The organism is Kitasatospora sp. NPDC004723 (assembly GCF_040609255.1).
Classification (GTDB): domain Bacteria; phylum Actinomycetota; class Actinomycetes; order Streptomycetales; family Streptomycetaceae; genus Kitasatospora.
The window spans coordinates 36,540-61,457 of sequence record NZ_JBEXJT010000031.1; the positions used below are offsets into that span (position 1 = coordinate 36,540).

At 73.7% G+C, this 24,918-nt stretch carries 23 protein-coding genes and 1 pseudogene; 15 read left to right on the top strand and 9 right to left on the bottom strand.

Translation table 11 applies throughout. From position 1 onward, the window contains the following. Positions 1-177: 177 nt before the first annotated feature. On the top strand, positions 178-939 hold the full coding sequence (locus ABZW10_RS25835) for a GntR family transcriptional regulator (RefSeq protein ID WP_355369946.1): 762 nt from the start codon (positions 178-180) through the stop codon (positions 937-939). A gap of 152 nt (positions 940-1,091) precedes the next feature. Here ABZW10_RS25835 and ABZW10_RS25840 read toward each other — a convergent pair whose 3' ends face one another. After that, positions 1,092-2,783: a fumarate hydratase gene (locus ABZW10_RS25840; RefSeq protein WP_355369948.1), complete on the bottom strand. Its 1,692-nt coding sequence runs from the start codon at positions 2,781-2,783 to the stop codon at positions 1,092-1,094. Between the two features lie 242 nt (positions 2,784-3,025). On the opposite strand from ABZW10_RS25840, the gene ABZW10_RS25845 reads away from it, so the two are divergent. After that, positions 3,026-3,727, top strand: a complete 702-nt coding sequence (locus ABZW10_RS25845; RefSeq protein ID WP_355370028.1) for a DUF1707 domain-containing protein — start codon at positions 3,026-3,028, stop codon at positions 3,725-3,727. 363 nt (positions 3,728-4,090) lie between these two features. Beyond that, a complete protein-coding gene (locus ABZW10_RS25850) occupies positions 4,091-4,447 on the top strand; it encodes a WhiB family transcriptional regulator (RefSeq protein ID WP_355370030.1) in 357 nt (118 codons plus the stop codon). 108 nt (positions 4,448-4,555) lie between these two features. Here the strand turns inward: ABZW10_RS25850 and glpX are convergent, their stop codons facing one another. Beyond that, on the bottom strand, positions 4,556-5,596 hold the full coding sequence (gene glpX, locus ABZW10_RS25855; RefSeq protein WP_355369950.1) for a class II fructose-bisphosphatase: 1,041 nt from the start codon (positions 5,594-5,596) through the stop codon (positions 4,556-4,558). A 214-nt stretch (positions 5,597-5,810) separates the two neighbouring features. Here glpX and ABZW10_RS25860 point away from each other — a divergent pair, with 214 nt between their 5' ends. Continuing rightward, the gene (locus tag ABZW10_RS25860) at positions 5,811-6,347 is read left to right on the top strand and encodes a DUF4245 domain-containing protein (protein ID WP_355369952.1); all 537 of its coding nucleotides are present in this window, start codon (positions 5,811-5,813) and stop codon (positions 6,345-6,347) included. Between the two features lie 69 nt (positions 6,348-6,416). On the opposite strand, the gene ABZW10_RS25865 is transcribed toward ABZW10_RS25860, so the two are convergent. From ABZW10_RS25865 to ABZW10_RS25880, 4 genes are all read right to left on the bottom strand, one after another. Next, complete coding sequence (locus ABZW10_RS25865; RefSeq protein ID WP_355369954.1) at positions 6,417-7,016, bottom strand: malonic semialdehyde reductase; 600 nt, start codon at positions 7,014-7,016, stop codon at positions 6,417-6,419. Between the two features lie 136 nt (positions 7,017-7,152). Next, positions 7,153-7,416 carry an exodeoxyribonuclease VII small subunit gene (locus tag ABZW10_RS25870; protein WP_355369956.1) on the bottom strand — a complete coding sequence of 88 codons (264 nt, stop codon included), beginning with the start codon at positions 7,414-7,416 and terminating at the stop codon, positions 7,153-7,155. Positions 7,417-7,473: 57 nt separating this feature from the next. Then, positions 7,474-8,685: an exodeoxyribonuclease VII large subunit gene (gene xseA / locus ABZW10_RS25875; protein WP_355369958.1), complete on the bottom strand. Its 1,212-nt coding sequence runs from the start codon at positions 8,683-8,685 to the stop codon at positions 7,474-7,476. 10 nt (positions 8,686-8,695) lie between these two features. After that, on the bottom strand, positions 8,696-10,066 hold the full coding sequence (locus ABZW10_RS25880; RefSeq protein ID WP_355369960.1) for an APC family permease: 1,371 nt from the start codon (positions 10,064-10,066) through the stop codon (positions 8,696-8,698). A gap of 87 nt (positions 10,067-10,153) precedes the next feature. Here ABZW10_RS25880 and ABZW10_RS25885 point away from each other — a divergent pair, with 87 nt between their 5' ends. Both ABZW10_RS25885 and ppgK read left to right on the top strand, forming a co-directional pair. Continuing rightward, the gene (locus ABZW10_RS25885) at positions 10,154-11,131 is read left to right on the top strand and encodes a 4-hydroxy-3-methylbut-2-enyl diphosphate reductase (protein WP_355369962.1); all 978 of its coding nucleotides are present in this window, start codon (positions 10,154-10,156) and stop codon (positions 11,129-11,131) included. Positions 11,132-11,282: 151 nt separating this feature from the next. Further along, positions 11,283-12,029, top strand: a complete 747-nt coding sequence (ppgK, locus tag ABZW10_RS25890) for a polyphosphate--glucose phosphotransferase (RefSeq protein WP_355369964.1) — start codon at positions 11,283-11,285, stop codon at positions 12,027-12,029. Between the two features lie 51 nt (positions 12,030-12,080). On the opposite strand, the gene ABZW10_RS25895 is transcribed toward ppgK, so the two are convergent. Then, the gene (locus tag ABZW10_RS25895; protein WP_355369966.1) at positions 12,081-12,521 is read right to left on the bottom strand and encodes a DUF6542 domain-containing protein; all 441 of its coding nucleotides are present in this window, start codon (positions 12,519-12,521) and stop codon (positions 12,081-12,083) included. A 443-nt stretch (positions 12,522-12,964) separates the two neighbouring features. Here ABZW10_RS25895 and ychF point away from each other — a divergent pair, with 443 nt between their 5' ends. From ychF to ABZW10_RS25910, 3 genes are all read left to right on the top strand, one after another. Next, positions 12,965-14,038, top strand: coding sequence for a redox-regulated ATPase YchF (gene ychF / locus ABZW10_RS25900; RefSeq protein ID WP_355369968.1), 1,074 nt, complete (start codon positions 12,965-12,967; stop codon positions 14,036-14,038). Positions 14,039-14,215: 177 nt separating this feature from the next. Continuing rightward, positions 14,216-14,497: a type II toxin-antitoxin system prevent-host-death family antitoxin gene (locus ABZW10_RS25905; RefSeq protein WP_344325967.1), complete on the top strand. Its 282-nt coding sequence runs from the start codon at positions 14,216-14,218 to the stop codon at positions 14,495-14,497. After that, positions 14,494-14,748 (top strand): Txe/YoeB family addiction module toxin, encoded by a 255-nt coding sequence (locus ABZW10_RS25910; protein ID WP_355369970.1) that lies wholly within the window; start codon positions 14,494-14,496, stop codon positions 14,746-14,748. The genes ABZW10_RS25905 and ABZW10_RS25910 overlap by 4 nt, the downstream gene beginning before the upstream one ends. Positions 14,749-14,888: 140 nt before the next feature. On the opposite strand, the gene ABZW10_RS25915 is transcribed toward ABZW10_RS25910, so the two are convergent. Continuing rightward, positions 14,889-15,545 carry an HAD-IA family hydrolase gene (locus ABZW10_RS25915; RefSeq protein WP_355369972.1) on the bottom strand — a complete coding sequence of 219 codons (657 nt, stop codon included), beginning with the start codon at positions 15,543-15,545 and terminating at the stop codon, positions 14,889-14,891. 99 nt (positions 15,546-15,644) lie between these two features. Further along, a pseudogene (locus ABZW10_RS25920) lies at positions 15,645-16,786 on the bottom strand (dihydrofolate reductase family protein). Between the two features lie 225 nt (positions 16,787-17,011). Here ABZW10_RS25920 and ABZW10_RS25925 point away from each other — a divergent pair. The 6 genes from ABZW10_RS25925 (at position 17,012) to ABZW10_RS25950 (ending at position 24,740) form a co-directional block, all read left to right on the top strand. Then, positions 17,012-18,340, top strand: coding sequence for a hypothetical protein (locus ABZW10_RS25925; protein ID WP_355370032.1), 1,329 nt, complete (start codon positions 17,012-17,014; stop codon positions 18,338-18,340). Between the two features lie 171 nt (positions 18,341-18,511). Beyond that, positions 18,512-19,327, top strand: coding sequence for a methyltransferase domain-containing protein (locus tag ABZW10_RS25930; protein WP_355369974.1), 816 nt, complete (start codon positions 18,512-18,514; stop codon positions 19,325-19,327). Positions 19,328-19,516: 189 nt separating this feature from the next. Further along, complete coding sequence (locus ABZW10_RS25935) at positions 19,517-21,004, top strand: DUF4190 domain-containing protein (RefSeq protein ID WP_355369976.1); 1,488 nt, start codon at positions 19,517-19,519, stop codon at positions 21,002-21,004. Positions 21,005-21,026: 22 nt separating this feature from the next. Next, on the top strand, positions 21,027-21,209 hold the full coding sequence (locus ABZW10_RS25940) for an SPOR domain-containing protein (protein WP_355369978.1): 183 nt from the start codon (positions 21,027-21,029) through the stop codon (positions 21,207-21,209). Between the two features lie 38 nt (positions 21,210-21,247). Further along, the gene (locus tag ABZW10_RS25945) at positions 21,248-21,685 is read left to right on the top strand and encodes an NUDIX domain-containing protein (RefSeq protein ID WP_355369980.1); all 438 of its coding nucleotides are present in this window, start codon (positions 21,248-21,250) and stop codon (positions 21,683-21,685) included. 253 nt (positions 21,686-21,938) lie between these two features. After that, positions 21,939-24,740, top strand: coding sequence for a SpoIIE family protein phosphatase (locus tag ABZW10_RS25950; protein WP_355369982.1), 2,802 nt, complete (start codon positions 21,939-21,941; stop codon positions 24,738-24,740). Positions 24,741-24,918: the final 178 nt, after the last annotated feature.

Here is a 24,918-nt window from a genome sequence, read left to right on the forward strand (position 1 = left end):
GGTGGCCGGCCCTGGTCGCTGTCGTGGCTTGGCTTGGTTCGGCTCTGCTCGGCGACTACCCAGCATCTCTAGAGAAGCTAATATCTCTAGAGATGTCAACGGTCGAACCGGTCCTATCGGCTTACCGCAGACCGAAGGCGCGCCTACGATTTCCGGCGAGGGACGAGGGAGACGGCGATGGTCGGCAGCAGTAGCGGCGAGAAGCAGCCCAAGTACCAACGGATCGCCGACACGCTGAAGGCGGCCATCGACGCCGGCGAGTACCGCCCGGGCGACCGGCTCCCCGGCGAGAACGACCTGATGGACACCTACGGCGTGGCCCGGATGACCGCCCGCCAGGCGCTCGGGGTGCTGCAGAGCGAGGGCATCGCCGAGGCCCGCCGCGGGGCGGGCGTCTTCGTCCGCGACTTCCGGCCGCTGCGCCGGCGCGGGATCCAGCGGCTCGCCCAGGGGCAGTGGGGCTCGGGCCGCTCGATATGGTCGGCCGACATCGACCGCCGCAGCCTCGTCGTCGACCAGGTCACGGTCACCGAGCAGGGCGCGCCGGAGCACGTGGCCCGGGTGCTCGGAGTCGACCCGGGCGCGCCGATGTGCGTGCGCCACCGGCGCTTCGTGCTGGACGGCAAGCCGGTCCTGCTGTCGACCTCCTACCTCCCGGCGGGCCTGGTCTCGGGCACCGCGATCACCCGTGAGGACACCGGCCCCGGCGGCACCTACGCCCGCCTCGCCGAGATCGGCGCCAAGCCGGTGCACTTCCGCGAGGAGGTCCGCTCCCGGATGCCGAGCGCCGAGGAGGCCACCCGCCTCGAACTCTCCGCCGGCACCCCCGTCATCCTCATCTGCCGCACCGCCTTCGCCGACGAGGGCCAGGTCGTCGAGCTGAACGAGATGACCCTCGACGCCGCCTCCTACGTCCTTGAGTACGACTTCGACGCCTGAGCGCCTGAGCGCCTGAGCGTCCGACCGGCCGCCCGCGTCACCCGTCGTGGCGGCGGGGCCCCGAGGACCTTCACCCACCCCGCCGAACGGGCCCGCCCCGGGCGCGGCGGTGCGGCCGGGGCGGGGGTGGTGCCGGGATGGGGCGGGGCGGACTACTCCTTGGAGCGGACGCGCAGGCTGGTGATGAGCGGGCCCTCGGTGGTCTCGCGGAAGAAGTCGTTGCCCTTGTCGTCGACGACGATGAAGGCCGGGAAGTCCTCGACCTCGATGCGCCAGACGGCCTCCATGCCGAGCTCGGCGTACTCCAGGACCTCGACCTTCTTGATGCAGTCCTGGGCGAGGCGGGCGGCCGGGCCGCCGATGGAGCCGAGGTAGAAGCCGCCGTGCTGGGCGCAGGCGTCGGTGACCTGCTTGGAGCGGTTGCCCTTGGCGAGCATGACCATCGAGCCGCCGGCGGCCTGGAACTGGTCGACGTAGGAGTCCATCCGGCCGGCCGTGGTGGGGCCGAAGGAGCCGGAGGCGAAGCCCTCGGGGGTCTTGGCCGGGCCGGCGTAGTAGACCGGGTGGTCCTGGAGGTACTTGGGCATGCCCTCGCCGGCGTCCAGGCGCTCCTTGATCTTGGCGTGCGCGATGTCGCGGGCGACGACCAGGGTGCCGGTGAGCGAGAGGCGGGTCTTCACCGGGTACTTGGAGAGCTCGGCGCGGATCGCGGACATCGGCTGGTCGAGGTCGATGCGCACCACGCCGTCGTCGCCCCCGGCGGAGCCGCTGACCAGCAGGGCCTCGTCGGTGGTGTCCGGCAGGTACTTCGCCGGGTCGGTCTCCAGCTGCTCCAGGAAGACGCCCTCGGCGGTGATCTTGCCGAGCGCCTGGCGGTCGGCCGAGCAGGAGACGGCCATCGCGACCGGCAGCGAGGCGCCGTGGCGCGGGAGGCGGACCACGCGCACGTCGTGGCAGAAGTACTTGCCGCCGAACTGGGCGCCGATGCCGATCTTCTGGGTCAGCTCGGTGACCTTGGCCTCCAGCTCCAGGTCGCGGAAGCCGTGGCCGGTCTTCGCGTCGCCGGAGGTCGGCAGGTTGTCCAGGTAGTGCGCGGAGGCGTACTTGGCGGTCTTCAGCGCGAACTCGGCGCTGGTGCCGCCGATCACGATCGCCAGGTGGTACGGCGGGCAGGCCGCGGTGCCCAGCGAGCGGATCTTCTGCTCCAGGAACGAGAGCATGCTGGCCTCGTTCAGGATCGCCTTGGTCTCCTGGTACAGGTACGACTTGTTGGCCGAGCCGCCGCCCTTGGCCATGAAGAGGAACTTGTAGGCGTCGCCGTCGGTCGCGTACAGCTCGATCTGCGCCGGCAGGTTGTTGCCGGTGTTCTTCTCGTCCCACATGGTCACCGGGGCCATCTGGGAGTAGCGCAGGTTCAGCTTGGTGTACGCGTCGTAGACGCCGCGCGCGATGGCGGCCTCGTCGCCGCCCTCGGTGAGCACGTTCTGGCCGCGCTTGCCCATGACGATGGCGGTGCCGGTGTCCTGGCACATCGGCAGGATGCCGCCGGCCGAGATGTTGACGTTCTTCAGCAGGTCCAGCGCGACGAAGCGGTCGTTCGGGCTGGCCTCGGGGTCGTCCAGGATGCGGCGCAGCTGGGCGAGGTGGGCCGGGCGCAGGTAGTGCGAGATGTCGTGCATCGCCTCGGCGGTGAGCAGCCGCAGGGCCTCGGGCTCGACCTGCAGGAACGTGCGTCCGCCGGCCTCGAAGGTGGAGACGCCTTCGGAGGTGAGCTTGCGGTAGGGGGTCGGGTCAGCGCCCAGGGGGAGCAGGTCGCTGTACTCGAAGTCCGGCGTGGGAGCCATGGGGGCGGTCCTTAGGTGTCCAGTTGTGCCGGTGTTCCGGCTGCGTCGGCGAAGCACCCTGGAGGGGCGGAAGCACCCTCAAGGGTAGGACCCGGCGATTTCCCGCACGCGGGAAGGTCCGCCTGCGTGACCAGGGTCACCCGGGGCTTGCCCTGGTGACTAGGCTTGCCCTCGTGGACAACTCGCCGTCGAAGGACCCGCAGGACCAGCGGATGGACGATCAGGGGCAGCGGCCCGTACCGATGACCAAGCCCGCGGCGGCGCCGCCCGCACCGCCCGCGCACGCCCCGGTGGCGCAGGCCGAGATGCGGGCCTCGGACGCCGACCGCGAACGGGTCGCGGAGCTGCTGCGCGATGCCTACGCCGAGGGGCGGCTGGACGTCGAGGAGCACGCCGAGCGGATCGAGGCGGCCTACGCGGCCAAGACCCTGGGCGAGCTCGTGCCGCTGACCCGGGACCTCCCGGTGCACCGCGAGATCTCCTTCGAGAAGCCGCCGCTGGGCGCCCCGGAGCCGGCGGCCGGCCCGCGGCCGGAGGGCCCGGTGCGGCTGCCGGCCCGCAACGAGGCGCCGACCATGCTGGCGGTCTTCGGCGGCTCGTCCCGCAAGGGCCGCTGGCGGGTGGGCTCCCACCTGCGGGCCGTGGCGATCTTCGGCGGGGTCGAGATCGATCTGACCGACGCCGTGTTCGAGTCGCCCGAGGTGGTGATCGACGTGGTGGCGATCTTCGGCGGGGTGGAGATCAAGGTGCCGGAGAACGTCAGCCTGCACGGCGGCGGCGTCGGCATCTTCGGCGGCTTCGACGTCAAGGAGCAGACCGCGGCCGACCCGTACGCGCCGGTGGTGCGGGTGAAGGGCACCGCGGTGTTCGGCGGGTGCGAGGCCAAGCCGCGCCGGGGCAAGAAGCTCAAGGAGTGGGTGCGCAAGCAGCTCGGCGCCGACTGAGCCGCGCACGGAAGACCGGCCCGCTGCCCGGCCCGGGAGGCGACTTCCGGGCCGGGCACTCGTCCTTGCGTCGAGTGCACGCTGTAGTCGGTTGCGTGCAGTGTGCATGAATTGCTCGGGCGTGGGGTAGTTCCTCTGGCACATCGCTTCTTGTACGGCTGCGTACCGGAGGCGGCCTGAGGCCGGCCCGGGGGTGTGAACGGGGGCCCGCAGCTGGGCAGGGGAGCGAGCTTCCCCGTGTCCGAGAGCCTCGTCAGGAGTACGGCCGTGCTGCATCCGATCGAGTCCCGCACCACCTCGTCCGCCGTCCCCGCGCCGGCCGCCCCGTCTCCGGTCGCGCGGCCGTCCGCCGCCGCCTCGCCGGTGGTCGCGGCCCAGTTGCTGGAGCGGCGCCCGGCCCCGCAGCCGGCGGGTGAGGACAATCCGTGGCACACCGCCGCGGCCTGTCGGCGGGACGAGGTGGGTCTGTTCTTCGCGCCGTCCAAGGAGCCGACCGCGGCCCGGCTGTCGCGCGAGGAGCAGGCGAAGCAGGTGTGTGCCCGGTGCCCGGTGCTGCTGGACTGCCGGGAGCACGCGCTGGCGCAGCCCGAGCCGTACGGGGTCTGGGGCGGGCTGACGGCGGCCGAGCGCCGGGTGGTGCTGGCCCGCCGCCGCCGCCGGGACGCCGAGCTGCGCGAGGCGGCCAGGGTGCCGGCGTCGCGCGGCCGGATCGCGGGCTGATCCGGCGCGGGCCGGTGGCGAGGAGACCGCCCGCGGTCTCGGCGAAGGGGGATTTCGCCGAGACCGCGGGCCGAGTCGTGCCTTCGGGCCCCGCGGCCCGGAGGTGGGTCAGTTGGCGCGGTCGAAGTCGATCGCGCTGTAGGCCCGCAGCTTGGACAGCTTGTGGGTGGAGTCGATCTGCCGGATGGTGCCGCTCTTGGAACGCATCACCAGCGAGCTGGTGGTGGCGGTCTCCTGGCGGTAGTGCACGCCGCGCAGCAGCTCGCCGTCGGTGATGCCGGTGGCGACGAAGAACACGTTCTCGCCGCTGACCAGGTCGTCGGTGGAGAGCACCCGGTCGAGGTCGTGCCCGGCGTCCAGGGCCTTCTGGCGCTCGGCCTCGTCCTTGGGCCAGAGCTTGCCCTGGATCACACCGCCCATGCACTTCATCGCGCAGGCCGCGATGATGCCCTCGGGGGTGCCGCCGATGCCCATCAGCAGGTCCACGCCGGTGCCCTCGCGGGCGGCCATGATGGCGCCGGCGACGTCGCCGTCGGAGATGTACTTGATCCGGGCGCCCGCCTCGCGGATCTCCCGGACCAGGCCCTCGTGGCGCGGGCGGTCGAGGACGACCACGGTGACGTCCTCGACGGCGATGCCCTTGGCCTTGGCGACCCGGCGGATGTTGACGGCCGGCGGGGCGGTGATGTCGACGAAGTCGGCGGCCTCCGGGCCGGCGACCAGCTTGTCCATGTAGAAGACCGCGCTCGGGTCGAACATGGTGCCGCGGTCGGCGACTGCCAGGACGGCGACCGCGTTGTTCATGCCCTTGGCGGTGAGGGTGGTCCCGTCGACCGGGTCCACCGCGACGTCGCACTCGGCGCCGGTGCCGTCGCCGACCCGCTCGCCGTTGTAGAGCATGGGCGCCTCGTCCTTCTCGCCCTCGCCGATGACGACGATGCCGTTCATCGAGACGGTGGAGACGAGGGTGCGCATGGCCCGGACGGCCGCGCCGTCGGCGCCGTTCTTGTCGCCCCGGCCGACCCAGCGGCCGGCTGCGAGCGCCGCGGCCTCGGTGACCCGGACGAGCTCGAGCGCGAGGTTCCGGTCAGGAGCCTCCGGCGCGACCTCCAGGGCGCTGGGCAGGTGATGCGGGTACTGCGTGGTCATCGTCGTTACCTCTCTGTACGCGACGGCCAGTGAGCGCCCGACTACTGCCTGGTCGAACGCCGTGGTGAGGGTGTTGCGATCGTATCTGCCCCCGGGACGGGTGTCTGTGGCGCGGTCCCCCCGCGGGGACGGGAGCGGCAGGTTCCGGCGCCTTCACCCGGACGTGGACACCCCGGGTGAGCGGGCGCGCGTCGGCATGAGTCACCATGTGGGGGTGGCTGGAGAGAGCAAGGGCATGAGGGGCCGGCAGACGGTACGGGACATGATCCTGTCGATGCTGGCGGTCGGCGTCGTGGTCTGGGTCGGGTACCTGTTCCTGCCGCACGACGCGGACGGCGACGGGGTCCGCACGGTCGAGTACAAGGTGGCCGCGGCCTCCGCCAAGCGGGCCGCCCCGTACCCGCTGCTCGCCCCGGAGGGCCTGCCCGCGCAGTGGCGGGCCACCTCGGTGACGTACAACCCGGCGGAGCTGGGCGGCGGCCGGGGCAACGCCTGGCACCTTGGCTTCGTCACCCCCTCCGGCCAGTACGCGGCCGTGGAGCAGAGCGACGCCAAGCCGGAGGACATGCTCAAGTCGGCGGTCTCCGACGCCAAGCCGGACGGCACCGTGGACGTCGCCGGGCAGACCTGGGAGAAGGTGCAGGGTCCCAAGGCGCGGGCGCTCACCGTGCAGTCCGGCGGGGCGACGACCCTGCTGACCGGCACCGCCTCCTACGAGGAGCTGGCCGAGCTGGCGCAGGCGCTGAAGTAGTCCGGAACGCGGAAGGGCCCCGCACGCGCTGCGTGCGGGGCCCTTTCGCGGTGTCCGGGGCGCTCGGGCTCAGACGGTGGTGACGACCTCGTCGAAGGCCAGGCGCGGGGAGCGCGGGTACCAGGCGCCCTCGCCCGGCTTGCCGATGTTCACGACGGCCAGCACCGAGTGCTCGCCGTCGGCGAAGAACTCCTTGTTGATGCCCTCGGCGTCGTAGCCGGTCATCGGGCCGGCGGCCAGGCCGGCGGCGCGCACGCCGATGATGAAGTAGCCCGCCTGCAGGGCGCCGTTCATCGCGGCCGAGGACTCGCGGACCGGGCGCTCGGAGAAGAAGTCCTTGGCACCGGGGAAGTGCGGGAAGACGGTCGGCAGCTCCTCGTGGAACTCGTTGTCCACGGCGAGGATGGCGGTCAGCGGGGCGGAGGCGGTCTTGGCCTTGTTGCCGTCGCCGAGGTGCTGGACCAGGCGCTCGCGGGCCTCGGCCGAGCGGACCAGGACGACCCGCAGCGGCTGCTGGTTCATCGCCGTCGGGCCGAACTTCACGAGCTCGTAGATGGCCTGGACCTGCTCGTCGGAGACCGGCTCGTCGGTGAAGGTGTTGGCGGTGCGGGCCTCGCGGAACAGCAGGTCCTGGGCGGCGGCGTCGAGAACCAGGGCGTCGGTGGTCATGTCTGTGCACCTCGGGGGAGGAAGGAACGGTGGGGTCCGTCTGTCGGTGAGCGGCCGGGGCCGATCACTGACTCCCAACATAGATGAACATTCAACTGTTCCCCTACTCGTTGTGACCTGTCTCACCCCTCGTGCGTCACCCCTGCGGCGGGGCTCCCTCCTCGGCGGCCAGCGCGGCGTCCAGCCGGGCCCGCGCGCCGTCCAGCCAGCGCTGGCAGACCTTCGCCAGCTGCTCGCCGCGCTCCCACAGCGCCAGCGACTCCTCCAGCGAGGTGCCGCCGTTCTCCAGCTGCCGGACCACCTCCAGCAGCGCGTCCCGGGCGTGCTCGTAGCCGAGCGCGTCGTCCGGGGTCGGGGTCTGCACGGGGGCCGCCGTCGCGTCCTGTTCCTGATCTGCCATGGCAGCCAGCGTAGGGGCCCGCACCGACAGCGCGAACCGCCCCGCGGACCCGCCCGCTCAGCCGCCGGCCACCGTGACGTCGAAGCCGCCGCCCGCCACCCGGGCGTGCAGTCCCTCGCCCGCCGGGGCCTGTGCCGGATCGGTCACCACCGTGCCGTCGCCCCGCTGCAGCACCGCGTAGCCGCGTTCCAGGGTGGCCGCCGGGGAGAGCGCCACCACCCGGGCCAGGGTGTGCCCGAGGTCGCTCTGCGCGTGGTCCAGCCGGTGGCGCAGCGTGCGCCGGGCCCGCTCCAGCAGGCCGTCCACCTCCTGCCCGCGCCCGTCCAGCATCCGCTGCGGCGCGGCCAGCACCGGTCGGCTGCGCACGCCGTCCAGCCCGTGCTGCTCGCGCTCCACCCGGGCCAGCACGTGCCGCCGGGCCCGGTCGCGCAGCTGGCGGACCTTGGCCAGCTCCTCGCCGACGTCCGGAACCACCCGTTTGGCGGCGTCGGTGGGCGTGGAGGCGCGCAGGTCGGCGACGAAGTCCAGCAGCGGCTGGTCCGGCTCGTGGCCGATCGCGCTGACCACCGGCGTCCGGGCGGCCGCGACCAGCCGCACCAGGCCCTCGTCCGAGAACGGCAGCAGGTCCTCGACGCTGCCGCCGCCCCGGGCCACGACGATCACGTCCACCTCGGGGTGCTCGTCCAGCTCCCGGACGGCCGCGCTCACCCGCTCCACCGCGCTGACGCCCTGCACCGGCACGTTGCGGATCTCGAAGCGGACCGCCGGCCAGCGCCGCCGGGCGTTCTCCAGGACGTCCCGCTCCGCCGCCGAGTCCCGGCCGGTGACCAGCCCGACGCACTGCGGCAGGAACGGCAGCGGCTTCTTGCGGTCCGCGGCGAACAGGCCCTCGCCGGCCAGCCGCCGCTTCAGCTGCTCCAGCCTGGCCAGCAGCTCGCCCAGCCCGACCAGCCGGATCTCGGCGGCCCGCAGCGACAGCTGGCCGCGCGCCGCGTACCACTCCGGCTTGGCGTGCACGACGACCCGCGAGCCCTCCTGCACCGCGTCCGCGACCTGGTCGAAGACGGAGCGGAAGCACGTCACGGTCAGTGAGACGTCGGCCTGCGGGTCGCGCAGCGTCAGGAACACCACGCCCGCCCCCGGCCGTCGGCTGAGCTGGGTGATCTGCCCCTCCACCCAGACCGCGCCGAGCCGGTCGACCCAGCCCCCGATCAGCGCGGAGACCTTGCCGACCGGGAGCGGCGCTTCGGGGGAACTGGGGTTGGCCATGCCTACGAGGCTATCGGCGTCCGCCGACAGCGGAAGCCCGCCGGCCGAGGAGCACCAGCAGCCCGACGGCCAGCCAGACCAACCCCACCACCTGCGCGGTGCCCGAGGCCTCGGCCACCACCGCGCCGATCACCGCCACGCCCAGCACCGGCACCACCACGTCCGTCAGCGGACTGCGGGACCGGTGCTTCACCGCGTACCAGCCCACCACCGAGGCGTGCAGCAGGGTGAAGGCGGTGAGCGCGCCGATGTTCACCACCGAGGTCAGCCGGTCCAGCCCGTCGTCCCGGTTGGCCGCCCAGACCGCCGCCGCCATGGTGATCGCCGCCGACACCAGCAGCGCCCGGCGCGGCACCGCCGAGCCCGGGTCGACCGCGCCCAGGAAGCGCGGCAGCCGTCCGTCCCGGCCCATCGCGAACAGCAGCCGCCCGGCCGCCGCCTGCCCGGCCAGCGCCGCGAAGGCCGCGCCGATCGCCTTGCTCGCCGCGACCAGCACGTGCAGCCAGTGCCCGACCGCGCCCTCCACCGTGTCGTAGAACGCCGATCCCTGCGCCGCCGGGTCCGCCGCCAGCTGCTGCGGGGCGAGCGGCTCCAGCAGCGCCGCCAGATAGGTCTGCGCCACGAACAGCGCGCCGGACAGCACCAGGCACCAGAGCACCGCCCTGGCCACCGCCGCCGAGGCGCCGACCGCCTCCTCCACGAAGGTCGCGATGGCGTCGAAGCCCAGGTAGGACAGCACGGCCACGGAGACCGCCGAGAGCACGGCGGCCGTCGAGAAGCCGCCGACCGCCGTGAACGGGCTCGCCCAGTCGCGCTGCGCGCCGTCCCTGGCCAGCACCACCACGGCCGCGACCACGAACACCGCCAGCACCACCAGCTCCATCGCCAGCACCGCGAGGCCCACCGCCGCCGCCGTCCGCACCCCGGCCAGGTTGAGCCCGGTGGTCAGCAGCACGGCGAGCGCCGTCCACACCCACCGGGAGACGTCCGGCACCAGCGAGTTGAGCGCGATGCCGGAGAACAGGTAGGCGACCGCCGGGATCAGCAGGTAGTCGAGCATCGCCATCCAGCCGGCGATGAACCCGGCCGCGTCGCCCAGCCCGGCCCGCGCGTAGGCGTACACCGAACCGGTCTGCGGCACCGCCCGCACCATCCGGGCGTACGAGACGGCGGTGAACCCCATCGCCACGGTGGCCACCAGGTAGACCGCGGCGACCGCCCCGTGGCTCTTGGCGTCGAGCACCCCGAACACGCCCACCGGGGCCATCGGGGCGATGAACAGCAGTCCGTACACCACCAGATCGCGCACGCCCAGGCTGCGCCGCAGCCCGCCCCGTCCGTCCCGGCCGCCCGGCTCGTCCCGCTCGACTCGCTCGCTCATAGCTTCCACATTTGAGCACCCGTGACCGGTTCCGACGGGAACGCCGCTCGCGTCGGCGCGGCTGCGCTCCGCCCGTACGATGGAGCCATGTCCTCCAACACCGCGCAGCGCCGTGTCCTGCTCGCCGCCCCCCGGGGCTACTGCGCGGGCGTCGACCGCGCCGTGATCGCCGTGGAGAAGGCCCTGGAGCAGTATGGGGCCCCCATCTACGTGCGCAAGCAGATCGTCCACAACAAGTACGTGGTGCAGACCCTGGAGAAGAAGGGCGCGATCTTCGTCGACGAGACGGAGGAGGTGCCCGAGGGCTCGATCGTGGTCTTCTCGGCCCACGGTGTCGCGCCCTCGGTGCACGACGAGGCCCGGATCGGCAAGCTCGCCACCGTCGACGCCACCTGCCCGCTGGTGACCAAGGTGCACAAGGAGGCCGTGCGCTTCGCCGACGAGGGCTACGACATCCTGCTGGTCGGCCACGAGGGCCACGAGGAGGTCATCGGCACGATGGGCGAGGCCCCGGACCGGATCCACCTGGTGGACGGTGCCGAGGACGTCGCCGGGGTGCAGGTGCGCGACGAGTCCAAGGTCGTCTGGCTGTCCCAGACCACGCTCTCGGTGGACGAGACGATGGCCACCGTCGGCGAGCTGAAGAAGCGCTTCCCGCTGCTGGTCAGCCCCCCCAGCGACGACATCTGCTACGCCACCCAGAACCGCCAGGTCGCCGTCAAGCAGCTGGCCCCGGAGGCCGACCTGCTGATCGTGGTCGGCTCGAAGAACTCCTCCAACTCGGTGCGGCTCGTCGAGGTCGGCCTGGAGTACGGCGCCAAGGCCGCCCACCTGGTCGACTTCGCCGAGGAGATCCGGGAGGAGTGGCTGGAGGGCGTCAGCACGGTCGGCCTGACCAGCGGCGCCTCGGTGCCGGAGGTCCTGGTCGAGGGCGTGCTGGAGTGGCTGGCCGCGCGCGGCTACGGCGAGGTCTCGATCGTGAAGACGGCCGAGGAGCACCTGATCTTCTCGCTGCCCAAGGAGCTCCGCCGCGACCTGCGCGCCGAGGCCGCCGGCAAGCTGTAGGACCGTCCCGCGTTCCGGCGGAGGACCCGGTGGCCCGTTCGGGTGCCGGGTCCTCCGCTGTGCGGGGGCAGGCGGGTTCTCGTAGGTTCTGTGCACAGGGCCCGTGGTCGTGCACAGGCCTGTGGAGAACCTTCGGCGGAGGGCGGTCGTCATGACGGCGGTATTCGGTGTGGACATCGGCGGGTCGGGCATCAAGGGAGCCCCCGTCGACCTCACCCGGGGCGCGCTCGCGCAGGAGCGGCACAAGGTCCTCACCCCGCAGCCCTCCGACCCCCGGGCCGTGGTCGACGCCGTCTGCGAGGTGGTCCGCCACTTCGGCCACCGGGGCCCGGTCGGACTGACCTTCCCCGGCGTGGTCGTCGACGGGCAGACCAGGACCGCCGCCAACGTCGACAAGGGCTGGGTCGGTCTGGACGCGGCCGGCCTGTTCCGCGAGGCGCTCGACCTGCCGGCGGTGGTGCTCAACGACGCCGACGCGGCCGGCCTCGCCGAGACCGCGCACGGCGCCGGCCGCGGGCAGGCGGGGGTGGTCCTGGTCCTCACCTTCGGCACCGGCATCGGCAGCGCCCTGTTCGTGGACGGCGTGCTGGTGCCCAACACCGAGCTCGGCCACCTGGAGCTGCGCGGCAAGGACGCTGAACGGCGGGCCTCCTCGGCGGCCAAGGAGCGGCACGGGCTGAGCTGGGCGCAGTGGGCCGAGCGGGTGGACGAGTACCTGGACCTGGTGGAGATGCTGTTCTCGCCGCAACTGGTGGTGATCGGCGGCGGGGTGAGCCGCAAGCACGAGAAGTTCCTGCCGCTGCTGCGCGAGCGCCGGGCGCGGCTCGTCCCGGCGGAGCTGCGCAACGACGCCGGCATCGTCGGCGCGGCCATGGCGGCGGCCCGCGCCACCGCCTGAACCCCCCGGGGGCCTGCCGTCGGTCCCTTGGCCGGCTCCCCGAGCGCGTCCTCAGCGCGCGCGGTGGATCCGGCGCTGGGCCACGAACCGGGCCAGCACGATCACGGCGGCCAGGCCGGTGCCGGAGAACAGCCAGCCGGCCCGGCCGGCCAGGTTGGTCGCCAGCGCCACCACCTGCGCCGTCATCCCGGTGGAGGTGACCGGCCCGAACGCCAGCAGCGCCACGGCGAAGGCGATCGGCCCGCTGATCGGCGCGGCCAGCAGGTCGGCGTACCGGACCCGGACCGCCAGCTGGAAGCAGATCAGCAGGTAGCCGATGCCGAACAGGACCCCGAGCCCGCCGAAGGCCAGCCGGTCCAGGCCGGCCACCGCCACCGTCGCGGTCAGCGCGACCACCCCGGTGCCGACCGCGGTCAGCCGGGCCGGCCGGCCGCTGCGCCGCCGCCCGTAGAGCCGCCCGGTGATCCGGGGCCGCTCAGGGGGGCCGGACACGGCGCGCAGCCGGGACCCGGAGCCGCCGCCCCGTGCGGCGGTCTTGGCCGAGGCCTTGCCGGGGGGGTTGCCCGCGGCCTTCCCGGGGGTTCTCCCCCTGGCCCTGAGGGCGGGAACGGCCGATTCCCCCGCACTCTCGCGGGCCCGGCCCGGCCCGGGGACGGCGGCCCCGGCCGCGCCGTTCGGCGGTCGGCGTCTGGGCCCTGGCGGCTGGGTACGGATGCTCTGCTCCACCCACCCAACGTACGGTCCGATCATCGCCACACTGTGTAATGGGCTGTCGGGGCTTGGTCCGTGTCCCCGGACGGCGTATTGGTGTGACCGCCGCTCAACTGCACCGCCGCCGCCGGGGCGGCCGACGGCGGACCCGCTGCCCGTAGACTGGGGGATCGGTCCGGCGTCCGGGCCGGCCCAACTCCTCCAAGCCCACGGGACTGCGCTTCATGTCGCTCACGATCGGAATCGTCGGCCTGCCGAACGTCGGCAAGTCGACCCTGTTCAACGCCCTGACCAAGAACGACGTGCTGGCGGCCAACTACCCGTTCGCCACCATCGAGCCCAACGTCGGCGTCGTCGGCGTCCCGGACGAGCGGCTGAACAAGCTCGCCGAGATCTTCGGCTCGCAGCGCATCCTCCCGGCCACCGTCGACTTCGTCGACATCGCGGGCATCGTCCGCGGCGCCAGCGAGGGCGAGGGCCTGGGCAACAAGTTCCTCGCCAACATCCGCGAGTCGGACGCCATCTGCCAGGTCGTGCGCGCCTTCACCGACCCCGACGTGGTCCACGTGGACGGCAAGGTGTCGCCCAAGGACGACATCGAGACCATCCACACCGAGCTGATCCTGGCCGACCTCCAGACCATCGAGAAGGTGCTGCCCCGGCTCCAGAAGGAGGCGCGCCTCAAGAAGGACACCGCCCCCGTCCTGGCCGCCGCCGAGGCCGCCCAGGCGATCCTGGAGACCGGCAAGACCCTCTTCGAGGCCGGCTTCGACACCGCCCCGATCCGCGAGCTGCACCTGCTGACCGCCAAGCCCTTCCTCTACGTCTTCAACGTCGACGAGGACGAGCTGTCCGACGAGGACTTCAAGCAGGCCCAGCGCGCGCTGGTCGCCCCCGCCGAGGCGATCTTCCTCAACGCCAAGATCGAGTCCGAGCTGATCGAGCTGGACGACGCCGAGGCCCTGGAGCTCCTCCAGTCGATGGGCCAGGACGAGCCCGGCCTCGCCACCCTCGCCCGCGTCGGCTTCGACACCCTCGGCCTGCAGACCTACCTCACCGCCGGTCCCAAGGAAGCCCGCGCCTGGACCATCAAGAAGGGCGCCACCGCCCCCGAGGCCGCCGGTGTGATCCACACCGACTTCCAGAAGGGCTTCATCAAGGCCGAGGTCATCTCCTTCGCCGACCTCGTCGAGACCGGCTCCCTCCCCGAGGCCCGCGCCAAGGGCAAGGCCCGCATCGAGGGCAAGGAGTACATCATGCAGGACGGCGACGTCGTGGAGTTCCGCTTCAACGTGTGATCGCTTCATGACTTTGAGGTAGATCGATCTGTCGAATGCGCAGGTCGGACGGGGCTCGCCTCCCATGAGGCGGGCCCCGATCTCTTTTCCGTGCTGACTTGGTGCTGACTTCTTCGGCTCGTCGCATCCACTTGAGTGGTACGTTATGTGGTACCAGCCGTGGAGGGAGTTCAGTCGATGTCGATCACTGCCAGCGAGGCGCGCAAGGCTCTCTTCCCGTTGATCAAGAAGGTCAACGACGATCACGAGGCCATTGAGATCGTCTCCAAGCACGGGAACGCCGTACTCGTCTCGGCCGAGGACTACGCCGCCCTGCGTGAAGGCTCCTACCTGTTGCGCTCGCCGGTGAACGCCCGCCGCTTGCTCAAGGCGTACGAGAACGCCCTTGGTGGCATAGGGCTTTCCGAGCGGGAGCTCATCGACCCTGACGCGGCGGATGGCGAGAAGGGTGCCGCGTGAGGCTCGTCTTCGAGGAGACCGGCTGGGAGGACTACACCTCCTGGCTCAAGAGCGACCGCAAGATGCTCGCCCGGATCAACAGGCTCGTCGAGGACGTGTTGCGCGACCCGTTCACCGGCATCGGCAAGCCCGAGCCGCTGAAGTACCACTTGCCCGGGGCCTGGTCCCGGCGGATCGACGATGAGCACCGCCTCGTCTACTTGGTGACGGACCGGGAGATCATCGTTCTGGCCGCCCGTTACCACTACTGATGGCCGGCGAGTTCGTCCGACCCGGCCACCACCGCGTGCCGAGCGGGCCGGACTCTCCGGAGTCCGGCCCGCTCGCGCTGTCGCCCGCTGCGCCCCGCCGCCCGGCTCGCTCGCCGGTGGCGGGGCGTTGTCGTCGGGGGTCAGGCGAGGGTGACGGTGAAGGTGGGGGCGGGGCCCCGGGTGATGGCGAGGGATTCGAGGGTGGGGGCGTGGGCGGTGGGGTGGTGGGCGGCGGCGCGGGGGCCGACGCCGATGACCGGGACGCCGGCGGCGTGGGCGGCGGCGATGCCGGCCTCGGAGTCCTCGAAGGCGAGGCAGTCGGCGGGGGCGAAGCCGAGGGCGGCGGCGCCCTTGAGGAAGCCCTCGGGGTCGGGCTTGCCGGCGCCGACGGATTCGGCGGTGACCAGGACCGGCGGCAGGGGGAGGCCGGCGGCGGCCATCCGGACCCGGGCGAGCGGTGCGTCGGCGGAGGTGACCAGGGCGTGCGGGAGGCCGGCCAGGGCGGCGAGGAAGGCGGGGGCGCCGGGGACCGGGACGACGCCGTCGGTGTCGGCTTTCTCGGTGGCGAGCATCTGCCGGTTCTCGGCGAGGTTGACCTCGGTCGGGCGGTCGGGGAGCAGGACGGCCATGGTGGTGTGGCCCTGGCGGCCGTGGGCGACGCGCAGCACCTCGGCCGGGTCGAGGCCGTGCTCCTCGGCCCAGCGGCGCCAGCAGCGTTCGACCACGGCATCGGAGTTGACCAGGGTGCCGTCCATGTCGAGCAGGAGGGCGCGGGGGGTGAAGGTCGTCGCGGGCATCGGGCGGCTCCAGGGGGCGCGGGGCGAGCGGGCGTGCCGCATGCGGTGAAGTGGATTGTTCAATAAGGATACAAAAGATGCCCCGCGCTTCGAGCGGTGTCACCCCAGCAGGTGCGCGTTGACCGCGCGGGCCTCCTCGGCCAGCTCGGGCAGTTCCACCAGTTCGACGCCGGCCGCCTCCAGCCGTGCGGCGCCGCTGGTCTCGGCGACGAAGGTGGACGGTTCGCGCCAGGCCACCACCACCCGGGGGACGCCGGCCGCGATCAGCAGTTCGGCGCACGGCACCGGACGGGAGGCGCGCTGCCCGCAGGGTTCCAGCGAGCTGTAGACCGTCGCGCCGCGCAGCCGCGGGTCGCCGGCCGGGAGCTTGCCGAGCGCCGCCTCCTCGGCGTGGTCGTGGCCGTCCGTCTCGCGGCTGTACCCCTCGGCCAGCACCGTGCCGTCGGCGGCGACGACCACGGCGCCGACCGAGAAGGCGGTCTCCGAGGGCGGGCAGCGGCGGGAGAGCTCGACGGCCCGGCGGAGGAGGGCCAGGTCGGCGGGGTGCGGGTCGGTCACGGGGCGGGCTCCTTCGGGGCGTACCTGAGCAGGACGACATCGCCCACCGTACGGGCCTCCAGCAGCCGCATCCGCCGGGCAGGGCCGCCGGGGAAGTCCGCCGGGCCGACGAACCGCGGCGCCCGCGCCTGTCCGACCAGCAGCGGGGCCACCACCAGTTGGAGCTCGTCCGCCAGGCCCTGGGCCAGGAACTGGGTGTGCACCCCGCTGCCGCCCTCGACCATCAGCCGCCGTACCCCGCGCGCGCCGAGGTCGTCCAGCACCGCGCCCAGCTCCACCGTCGGTCCCAGCGCCACCACCTCGGCCAGCCCGTCCAGTTCCGGGCGCAGCACGGCGGCCCCGCCGTCCGTGGTGTAGGCGAGCCGCTCGCCGCCGGTGTGCCAGAACCGCAGCGAGCGGTCCAGCCGGCCGCTCGCGCTGAGCGTCACCTTCAGCGGGTACTCCGGCCGGCCCGCCGCGCGCCGGGCGGCCCGCCGGGCCGGGTCGTTGACCAGCAGCCGGGGGTTGTCCGCGCGCAGGGTGTTGCCGCCGACCAGGATCGCGTCGCTCGCCGCCCGCTCGGCGTCCACCCGGTCGAAGTCGACCGGGCCGGAGAGCAGCAGCCGCTCGGGGGAGGCGTCGTCGAGGTGCCCGTCGAGCGACATGGCGGCGCTCAGCAGGACGAAGGGGCGCGGCGCGGGCATGGCGGGGACCGTTCTGTGAGGCGGCTGCCCGTCCACGGTACGGCGCCGGCGGATGCGCAGTCCGCGCGAGGGCCGGTGTTCGCCGGACGGCCCGCTGCCGTCGGGGTGGCGTTCGCCGACGGGCCCCACCCTGGTCCGGACCTCGCACCGCCCCCACGTCGAAGGGCTGTCACCGTGTCCCGTCCCTCCCGCCGCCTGCTGCCGCTGGCCGTCGCCACCGCCGCCCTGCCGCTGCTGGCGCTGCCGGTCGGTCCCGCCGCCGCCGTGACCTACGGCACCCCGACGATCACGTTCTCCGCCGCCTACCTGTCCGGGGCCGTCGGGGCCACCGGCGACCCGACGGTCACCGTCACGGTGGCGCAGAGCGGCGCGGCGGCCTCCGACCTCGCCGTGGCCGCCACCGCCAGCACCCGCACCGCCGTGGCCCGGACCACCGACGTCACCGTCGCCGGCACCGGCTCCGCGCGCACCCTGGCGGTCGCCGCGCAGGGCGTCGGCTACACCGACCTCACCGTCAAGGTCACCGGGCTCGGCGGCCGGACGGCGTCGAAGACGCTGCACTACGCGGCCTCGCCGGCGGTGCAGTTCTCGGCGGACAGCCGCTACCTGACCGGCTCCAGCGACGCCTCGGCGGCGGTGGACGCGGGCAACGGGTACATCGTGGTGGCCGACGACGAGTCCAACGTGCTGCGGCTGTACGACCGCAACGCCTCCGGCGCGCCCGTCCGCACCTGGGACTTCTCCGCCGCGCTCGGCGTCTCCAAGGAGATCGACATCGAGGCCGCCACCCGGGTCGGCAATACGATCTACTGGACCGGCTCGCTGGGCAACAACAAGGACGGCGTGGTCAAGCCGGACCGGCAGACCGTGTTCGCCACCACCGTCACCGGCTCGGGCGCCACCACCCAGCTGTCGCTGTCCGGTTCGTACCGGGGGCTGCGTGACGACCTGATCGCCTGGGACCGCGCGCACGGCAACCGTTACGGCTTCGCGGCCGGCGCGGCGGACGGGCAGGCGCCCAAGCAGATCGACGGCTTCAACGTGGAGGGCCTGGAGTTCGCGCCGGGCAGCACCACCACCGCGTACGTGGGCTTCCGCGCGCCGCTCACCCCGGCGGTCACCGGCGGCCGGGCGCTGATCGTGCCGGTCACCAACTTCCCGTCGCTGCTCGGCGGTTCGCACGCCACCTTCGGCGAGCCGATCGAGCTGAACCTGGGCGGCCTCTCGGTGCGCGACCTGCGCCGCAACGCGCTCGGCCAGTACCTGATCGTGGCCGGCTCCTGGGCGGCGGACGACAACTCCGACCCGTACGCGCTCTACCGCTGGGACGGCCAGCCCGGTTCGCAGCCGGTGAAGGTGCTCGACCTGCCGACCTCCGACGCGGGCGGCTGGGAGGCCGTGGCGGACATCCCGGACCTCACCGCCCCCGGCGCCCGGGTGCAGCTGATCACCGACGACGGCTCGGCCGTGCTCTACAACGACGGCGTCGCGGCGAAGGACCTCACCCAGCCGGAGTTCAAGAAGTCGCGGACCACCTGGTTCACCCTCAACTAGGCACTGCCGCAGGGCGGTCGGCCCCCGTCCGGACCTTCGCCGTCCGGGTGGGGGCCGCTGCGCTCCCGGCGGTAATGCGGTCGGTATGTGAGACGAATCTTCTTGAAATGCGGGACGGCGAGTAGCGTCGGAGGCGTCGAGGAACCGGCCGATCCCGAGGGGGACGTCACCATGACCGCAGCGAAGCCCGCCGTCTACACCCATGGCCACCAGGAGTCCGTGCTGCGCTCGCACCGCTCCCGGACCGTCGAGAACTCCGCCGCGTACCTGCGCGACCGGCTGCGGCCCGGGCAGGCCGTGCTGGACATCGGCTGCGGGCCGGGCACGATCACCGCCGACCTGGCCGAACTGGTCGGGCCCACGGGCCGGGTGGTGGCCGCCGACGCCTCGGCGGAGGTGCTGGAGGAGGCCGCCGCGCACGTCGCCGGGCGCGGCCTGTCCAACGTCGCGTTCGAGGTCGCCGATGTGCACCGGCTGCCGTACGCGGACGGGGAGTTCGACGTGGTGCACGCCCACCAGGTGCTGCAGCACGTGGCCGACCCGGTCGGCGCGCTGCGCGAACTGCGCCGGGTCACCGCCGAGGGCGGCGTGGTGGCCGTCCGGGACGTCGACCACGCGACCATGGCCTGGTACCCCGAGGTGCCCGAACTGGACCGCTGGCTGGAGCTGTACCGGCGGATCGCCCGGTGCAACGGCGGCGAGCCGGACGCCGGGCGGCGGCTGCTGTCCTGGGCCCGGGCGGCCGGCTTCACCGACATCACCGCCACGTCGAGCACCTGGACGTACGCGACGCCCGATCAGCGCGCGTGGTGGGGCGGGCTGTGGGCGGACCGGATCACGGGCTCCGCCATCGCGCGGACGGCGGTGGCGCGGGGGGACGCCGACGAGGCCGAACTGGCCCGGATCGCGGCCGGCTGGCGGGAGTGGGCGGCGGCCGGGGACGGGTGGTTCGCGATGGTGCACGGGGAGGTGCTGGCGCGCCGCTGAACACGGGCGTGGCCGTGCGGTGAGGGGATGGTTCGTGCGGCGGGGAAAAGGTGCGCGGATGTTTCACAAGATCCGGTAGAGTCGCGCGCCTGTTCCCATGCCCGACGGCCCGCCGCGATCCGCCCGCGGGCTCCGCGGGTCGTCCTGCCGAGCTGTCGCCCGCCTCCCGCGGGCCGGGGGAGATCGTACGTGTCCAAGCCCGAGTCCGACGCCGCCGCCTCCGCGCCCGAGCCGGTCGAGCGGGTCGAGCTGACCAAGCCGGCGGCCGAACCCGAGGCCGTCGCGGAGGCCGCCCCCGCGGAGCCCACCGCGGAGCCCACCGCGCCGCCCGCCCCCGAGGCCGCGCCCCGGCCCGCCCCCGAGGCCACTCCTGAGGCCACTCCTGAGGCCGCGTCGCCCGCGCCCGCCGACGCCGCCCCCGTCGCCCCCGCGCCCGTGCCCGATCCCTGGGCGACACCCACCCCCGGCTCCGCCCAGGCCGCCGCGGCGGCCCCGCCCGCGGCCGACCCGTGGGCCGCCCCGTCCGAGCTGTTGGCGCCCGTCGACCCCGACCGGCCGCGTGCCACCGGCTGGGCGGCCGTCGCCCCCGCCGCCCACTCCGGCTTCCAGCCCGGCTTCCCCTATCTCCCCGCCCCGACGGTCACCAACGGCTTCGCGGTCGCCGCGCTGGTCACCGGTCTGTTCTGCATGTGGCCGCTGGCGGTGGCCTTCTCGATCGTCGCGCTGGTCCAGATCCCCAAGCGGAACGAGAAGGGCCGCGGCATGGCGGTCGCCGGTCTGGTCACCGGCATCCTCGGGGCCGTCGTCACCCTGTTCGCGTTCATCGGCCTCCTCGCGGTCGGCCTGGACGAGGGGGAGCGGTACGCGGACTCCCCGCGCGGCCCCAAGGGGTCGGTGGCCGTCGAGGACCTGGTGACCGGCGACTGCTTCAACCGGCCGCCGTTCAGCTCCGGGCAGGACGCCGACGCCAAGGGCGTCTACTGGGTGGTCGTGGTGCCCTGCTCGGCGCCGCATCACGGCGAGGTCGCCGGCTTCACCAACGTCGCGGGCACGCCCGGCCGCTACCCCGGGCGGGACGAGGTCAGCAAGGAGGCCTCGCGGCTCTGCATCCCGGTGCACGACGACTACGCCCTCGACCCCTGGATCGTGCCCGACGGCGTGGTGGAGACCTACTACTTCCCGAGCCAGGCCGCCTGGGTGTCCGACGACCGCCGGGTGACCTGCACCTTCGAGGACGAGACGAGGGTGCACGTGGGCAGCGTCCGCACCGACCGGAGCAAGCTCACCAAGGCCCAGCGCACCTACCTGGACGCGGCGCAGGCCTACAACGGCGCGCTCGCCGCCATGCCGGAGGGCGACGTCGACGAGGAGCCCGAGAAGTACCGCAGCTGGGCGAAGACGATGGCCACCGCCTGCCGCAAGGAGGTCACGGACCTGTCGGCCGGCGGGACCGACTGGCCGGGCGGGGCCAGGGCCAAGCTGATCGAGCTGGGCGCGGTCCAGCTGGACGCCGCCAACGCCTGGGACGCCGCCGCCAGGTCCACGGACGCGCAGACGCTCGAACACGAGGTGCAGAAGGCGCAGGCGCAGACGGTCAAGAGCCACCGGCTCGTGGTGGAGATCCGCGGCGAGCTGGGACTGCCGACCGGCGAGCAGGCCTCCGACATCCGGGTCTGAGGAGCCCCCTAATCTGGGCGGCATGGACACCTACCGGGTGATGCGGCAGGACGACAACGGCAACCGCTTCCTGGTCGTCGGGGGGATCGACCAGGAGGCGGCCGAGCGGCTCGCGGCCGAGTTCGAGGCGCGCGGCCACAAGCAGCTGTACTGGGTGGAGGCCGAGCCCGCCGGCGCCTCCGGGGCCCGCGGCCCGCGCGACTGACGGGGAACGCCCAGGGGGAGGCCCTAAGGTCGATGCCCATGGACAGGACCATCGACCCGTCGGCGTCCGCCGGCGGCGCAGCGGAGAACCGGATCGTCGTCGGCGGCGCGCTGATCCACCGGGGGCGGGTGCTCGCCGCCCGGCGGAGCGCGCCCGCGGAGGTGGCTGGGCGCTGGGAGTTCCCGGGCGGCAAGGCCGAGCCGGGCGAGACCGAGACCGAGGCGCTGGAGCGCGAGCTGATGGAGGAGCTGGGCGTCCGCGCCCGGGCGCTCACCCGGCTGCCCGGCGCGTGGCTGGTGCGCCCGGGCCTGGAGCTGCGGCTCTGGGCGGCCGAACTGCTCTCCGGGGAGCCGCGCCCCCTGCAGGACCATGACGAGCTGCGCTGGCTCGGCCCCGCCGAGCTGGCCGACGTCGAGTGGCTGGAGCACGACCGCGAGGTCCTGCCCGAGGTCGCCCGCCTGCTGACCGCCCCCTGACCTGCCGACACCCCTCCGGGCCGGGCGTCCGGGCCGGTGCGGCCCGGATGGTACCGGTCCGCACCGCCGAACCGCCGCCCCGCGCCCGCGAACGACGCGTGGGGGCGACGGATCGGGCAAATCGGAAAAGCCGACGCGACCGGCGGGATAGCCTTGGTTCTGCTGGGTATGTCACTTTTCGGCACTATTCGTCACCATCGGTGAGCCGCCCCAGCCGGCGCCGCCGATCCGAGCAGAGCCGGAGGCCCCGTCGGTGTCGAGCAGTGGGTACGGCGGCGGGGGAGCGCGACGGGCGGGCGCCGGCGGAGGCGCCGCCGCCCGCGCCCGGCTGCGTCGTGGCGCGGACCGCGCGATCGACGGCCGCGCCGGGGCGGCAGAGGCGGCCGGGGAGCGGTCGGCCGGGCGCCGCCGGGGCGAGGGCGGGGCCGAGGGGGCGGCGTCCGCCCAGCCGGTGCAGCCCGCCCCCTCGCTGACGGTGCCCGACGCGGCCCCGTCGGCCGGCATGCGCAGCCGCCCCGGTCGGGCGTTCCCGGGCGGCCCGCGCGCCGTCGGGGCGGTCCCCGCCGCCGGGAGCGGCGGCCGTGCGAGCGGCAGCCTCTTCGACGTGGTCAGGGTGGCCATCGCGATCCTGGACACCGCCGGCCGCGTGGTCCTCTGGAGCCCCGCCGCCGAGGACCTGCTCGGCTGGCCGAGCGAGCTGCTGGTCGGCCGCCGGATCGACGCGCTGGTCCCCGACGAGGAGCAGGTGGACAGGTTCCGGGGCGCGATCCAGGACACCCTGCGGCACGGCCGCTGGTCCGGCCCGGCCGAGCTGCGCGACCGGGAGGGCGCCCCGGTGCTGGTGGACGCCCGGATCTCGCTCCTGGTGGACGGCGACGGCACCCCGTTCCTCCAGGTCAACCTGGCCGCGGCGGCGGCCGTCCGGGCCGTCGAGCGGGACCTCGCGGTGCGCGACGCGCTGTTCGAGCAGTCCCCGCTGGGCATCGCGATCCTCGACACCGAGCTGCGCTACACGGCCGTCAACCGGACCCTCGCCGAGATGAACGGCGTCGCGGCGGAGGACCACGTCGGCCGCACCACCGGCGAGACCCTGCCGGAGCGGGCCGCCGACGAGATCACCTCGATCCAACGCCAGGTGCTGGCCACCGGTGAGCCGGTCATCGACGTCACCCTGGCCTCGCCGATCACCGCCAGGTCCGGTTACCGCTCGGTCTCCTACAGCCGGATGACCGACCGCTCCGGCCGGGTCCTCGGCATCTCCGGCACCGTGATGGACGTCACCGAGCGTTACCGGGCGGTGGCCAAGGTCGAGCACGCCCGCCGCCGCCTCTCGCTGCTCAACGAGTTCGGCTCCCGGGTCGGTGACCTGCTGGACGCCTCGCGGATCGCGCAGGAGCTGGCCAGCGCGGTGGTGCCCAGGCTGACCGACCACGCCGCCGTCATCCTGCTGCAGGCCGTCGCGCACGGTGACGACCTGCCCCGGCACGGCCACGACCGCCGCACCTCGCTGCTCCAGCTCGGCACGGCCTCCGTCCAGGACGGCCCGGAGGTGGAGGTGATGCTGCGGCGCGGCGCCCGGATCACCTTCGCCGAGGACTCCGCCTGCGGCCGGGTGCTGCGCACCGGCGTGCCCGAGCTGCTCTCCGGCGCCGACCAGCTGAGCGACGTCACCTACGCCGGCGACCCGAAGATGCAGGCGGCGCACGACCTGGGCGTGCACTCGATGCTGGTGGTGCCGCTGCGGGCCCGGGGCATCGTGATCGGCCTGCTGCTGGTCAGCCGGGCCGGCTACCGCGAGGGCTTCGACCGGGACGACCTGGCGTTCACCGTCGAGCTGGCGGACCGGGCCGGCTCCTCGCTGGACAACGCCCGGCTGTACGCCCGCGAGCGCACCGCCGCGCTCACCCTCCAGCGCACCCTGCTGCCGCAGCAGGTGCCGCAGCCCACCGGCGTGGAGGTCGCCTACCGCTACGTGCCCGGCAGCAGCGGCACCGAGGTCGGCGGCGACTGGTTCGACGTCATCCCGCTGCCCGGCGACCGGACCGCGCTGGTGGTCGGCGACGTGATGGGCCACGGCCTGCGGGCCGCCGCGACGATGGGCCGGCTGCGGACCGCCGTCCGGGTGCTGGCCGCCCTGGACCTGCCGCCGGACGTGCTGCTGCGGCACGTCCACGAGCTGGCCGACGACCTCGCCCAAGGCCCGGACGAGGCGCTGCTCGCCACCTGCGTCTACGCGGTGTTCGACCCGGCCACCGCGACCCTGACCGCCGCCAAGGCCGGCCACATCCCGCCGGTGCTGGTGGTGCCGGGCGACGAGGCGGACGGGCCGACCCGCAACGGCGGCCCGCTGCCCGGCGGCGCCGGCCGGATCCTGGAGCTGCCCTCCGGCGCCCCGCTCGGGGTCGGCGGCGTGCCGTTCGAGTCCGTCGAGCTGAAGATCCCCGAGGGCAGCCTGCTGGCGCTGTGCACCGACGGCCTGGTGGAGTCCCGGGACAAGGACCTGGACGTCGGCCTGGACCGGCTGATCACGGTGCTCCAGCAGCCCTACGCGTCGATCCAGGCGGCCTGCGAGGCGGTGCTGGACACCATGGAGCAGGGCCGCGAGCCGGACGACGTGGCGCTGCTGCTGGCCCGGCTCGGCCACGGGCAGGCCGGCACCCCGACGGCCGGCTGGACGCTGCCCGCCGAGCCGACCGCGGTCTCCCGGGCCCGCCGGCTGGTCCGGGCGACGCTGGCCGAGTGGGGCGTCGAGGAGCTGACCGACACCGCGGAGCTGCTGGTCAGCGAGCTGGTCACGAACGCCGTCCGGTACGCGAGCGCGCCGATCGGGGTGCGGCTGACGCTCGGCGAGACGCTGCTGGTGGAGATCTCCGACCCGCTGCCGGACCCGCCGCGCGAGCGGCACGCCGCCGAGGCGGACGAGGGCGGCCGCGGGCTGGAACTGGTGGATCTGCTGGCCCTGCACTGGGGGGCCAGGGCGGAGGGGATGGGCAAGGTGGTCTGGTTCGAGCAGGCGCTGCCGGGTACCCCCGAGGCCGAGTTGTCCGGCGGTTGAGCGGCGGACGGGCCGTGCGGGAGAACGCCGCTGCATATGCCATCGGGAGCCCCCGGGGGAGCGCGCGCTCCGGCAGGGGGCGCGAGCGTGGCATTGTGGTTGCGCGGGCGGTAGGACAAAAACCTTCGCCCGATCTGATGTTGTGATGTTGAGGGCGTGTGAACGTACCCCTCGATGA

Bases quoted from the DNA above. Each gene is read 5' to 3' on its own strand.
- ABZW10_RS25835 (WP_355369946.1), top strand. From the start codon at position 178: ATGGTCGGCAGCAGTAGCGGCGAGAAGCAGCCCAAGTACCAACGGATC.
- ABZW10_RS25840 (WP_355369948.1), bottom strand. From the start codon at position 2,783: ATGGCTCCCACGCCGGACTTCGAGTACAGCGACCTGCTCCCCCTGGGC.
- ABZW10_RS25845 (WP_355370028.1), top strand. From the start codon at position 3,026: ATGACCAAGCCCGCGGCGGCGCCGCCCGCACCGCCCGCGCACGCCCCG.
- glpX (WP_355369950.1), bottom strand. From the start codon at position 5,596: ATGACCACGCAGTACCCGCATCACCTGCCCAGCGCCCTGGAGGTCGCG.
- ABZW10_RS25865 (WP_355369954.1), bottom strand. From the start codon at position 7,016: ATGACCACCGACGCCCTGGTTCTCGACGCCGCCGCCCAGGACCTGCTG.
- ABZW10_RS25870 (WP_355369956.1), bottom strand. From the start codon at position 7,416: ATGGCAGATCAGGAACAGGACGCGACGGCGGCCCCCGTGCAGACCCCG.
- xseA (WP_355369958.1), bottom strand. From the start codon at position 8,685: ATGGCCAACCCCAGTTCCCCCGAAGCGCCGCTCCCGGTCGGCAAGGTC.
- ABZW10_RS25880 (WP_355369960.1), bottom strand. From the start codon at position 10,066: ATGAGCGAGCGAGTCGAGCGGGACGAGCCGGGCGGCCGGGACGGACGG.
- ABZW10_RS25885 (WP_355369962.1), top strand. From the start codon at position 10,154: ATGTCCTCCAACACCGCGCAGCGCCGTGTCCTGCTCGCCGCCCCCCGG.
- ppgK (WP_355369964.1), top strand. From the start codon at position 11,283: ATGACGGCGGTATTCGGTGTGGACATCGGCGGGTCGGGCATCAAGGGA.
- ychF (WP_355369968.1), top strand. From the start codon at position 12,965: ATGTCGCTCACGATCGGAATCGTCGGCCTGCCGAACGTCGGCAAGTCG.
- ABZW10_RS25905 (WP_344325967.1), top strand. From the start codon at position 14,216: ATGTCGATCACTGCCAGCGAGGCGCGCAAGGCTCTCTTCCCGTTGATC.
- ABZW10_RS25915 (WP_355369972.1), bottom strand. From the start codon at position 15,545: ATGCCCGCGACGACCTTCACCCCCCGCGCCCTCCTGCTCGACATGGAC.
- ABZW10_RS25930 (WP_355369974.1), top strand. From the start codon at position 18,512: ATGACCGCAGCGAAGCCCGCCGTCTACACCCATGGCCACCAGGAGTCC.
- ABZW10_RS25940 (WP_355369978.1), top strand. From the start codon at position 21,027: ATGGACACCTACCGGGTGATGCGGCAGGACGACAACGGCAACCGCTTC.
- ABZW10_RS25945 (WP_355369980.1), top strand. From the start codon at position 21,248: ATGGACAGGACCATCGACCCGTCGGCGTCCGCCGGCGGCGCAGCGGAG.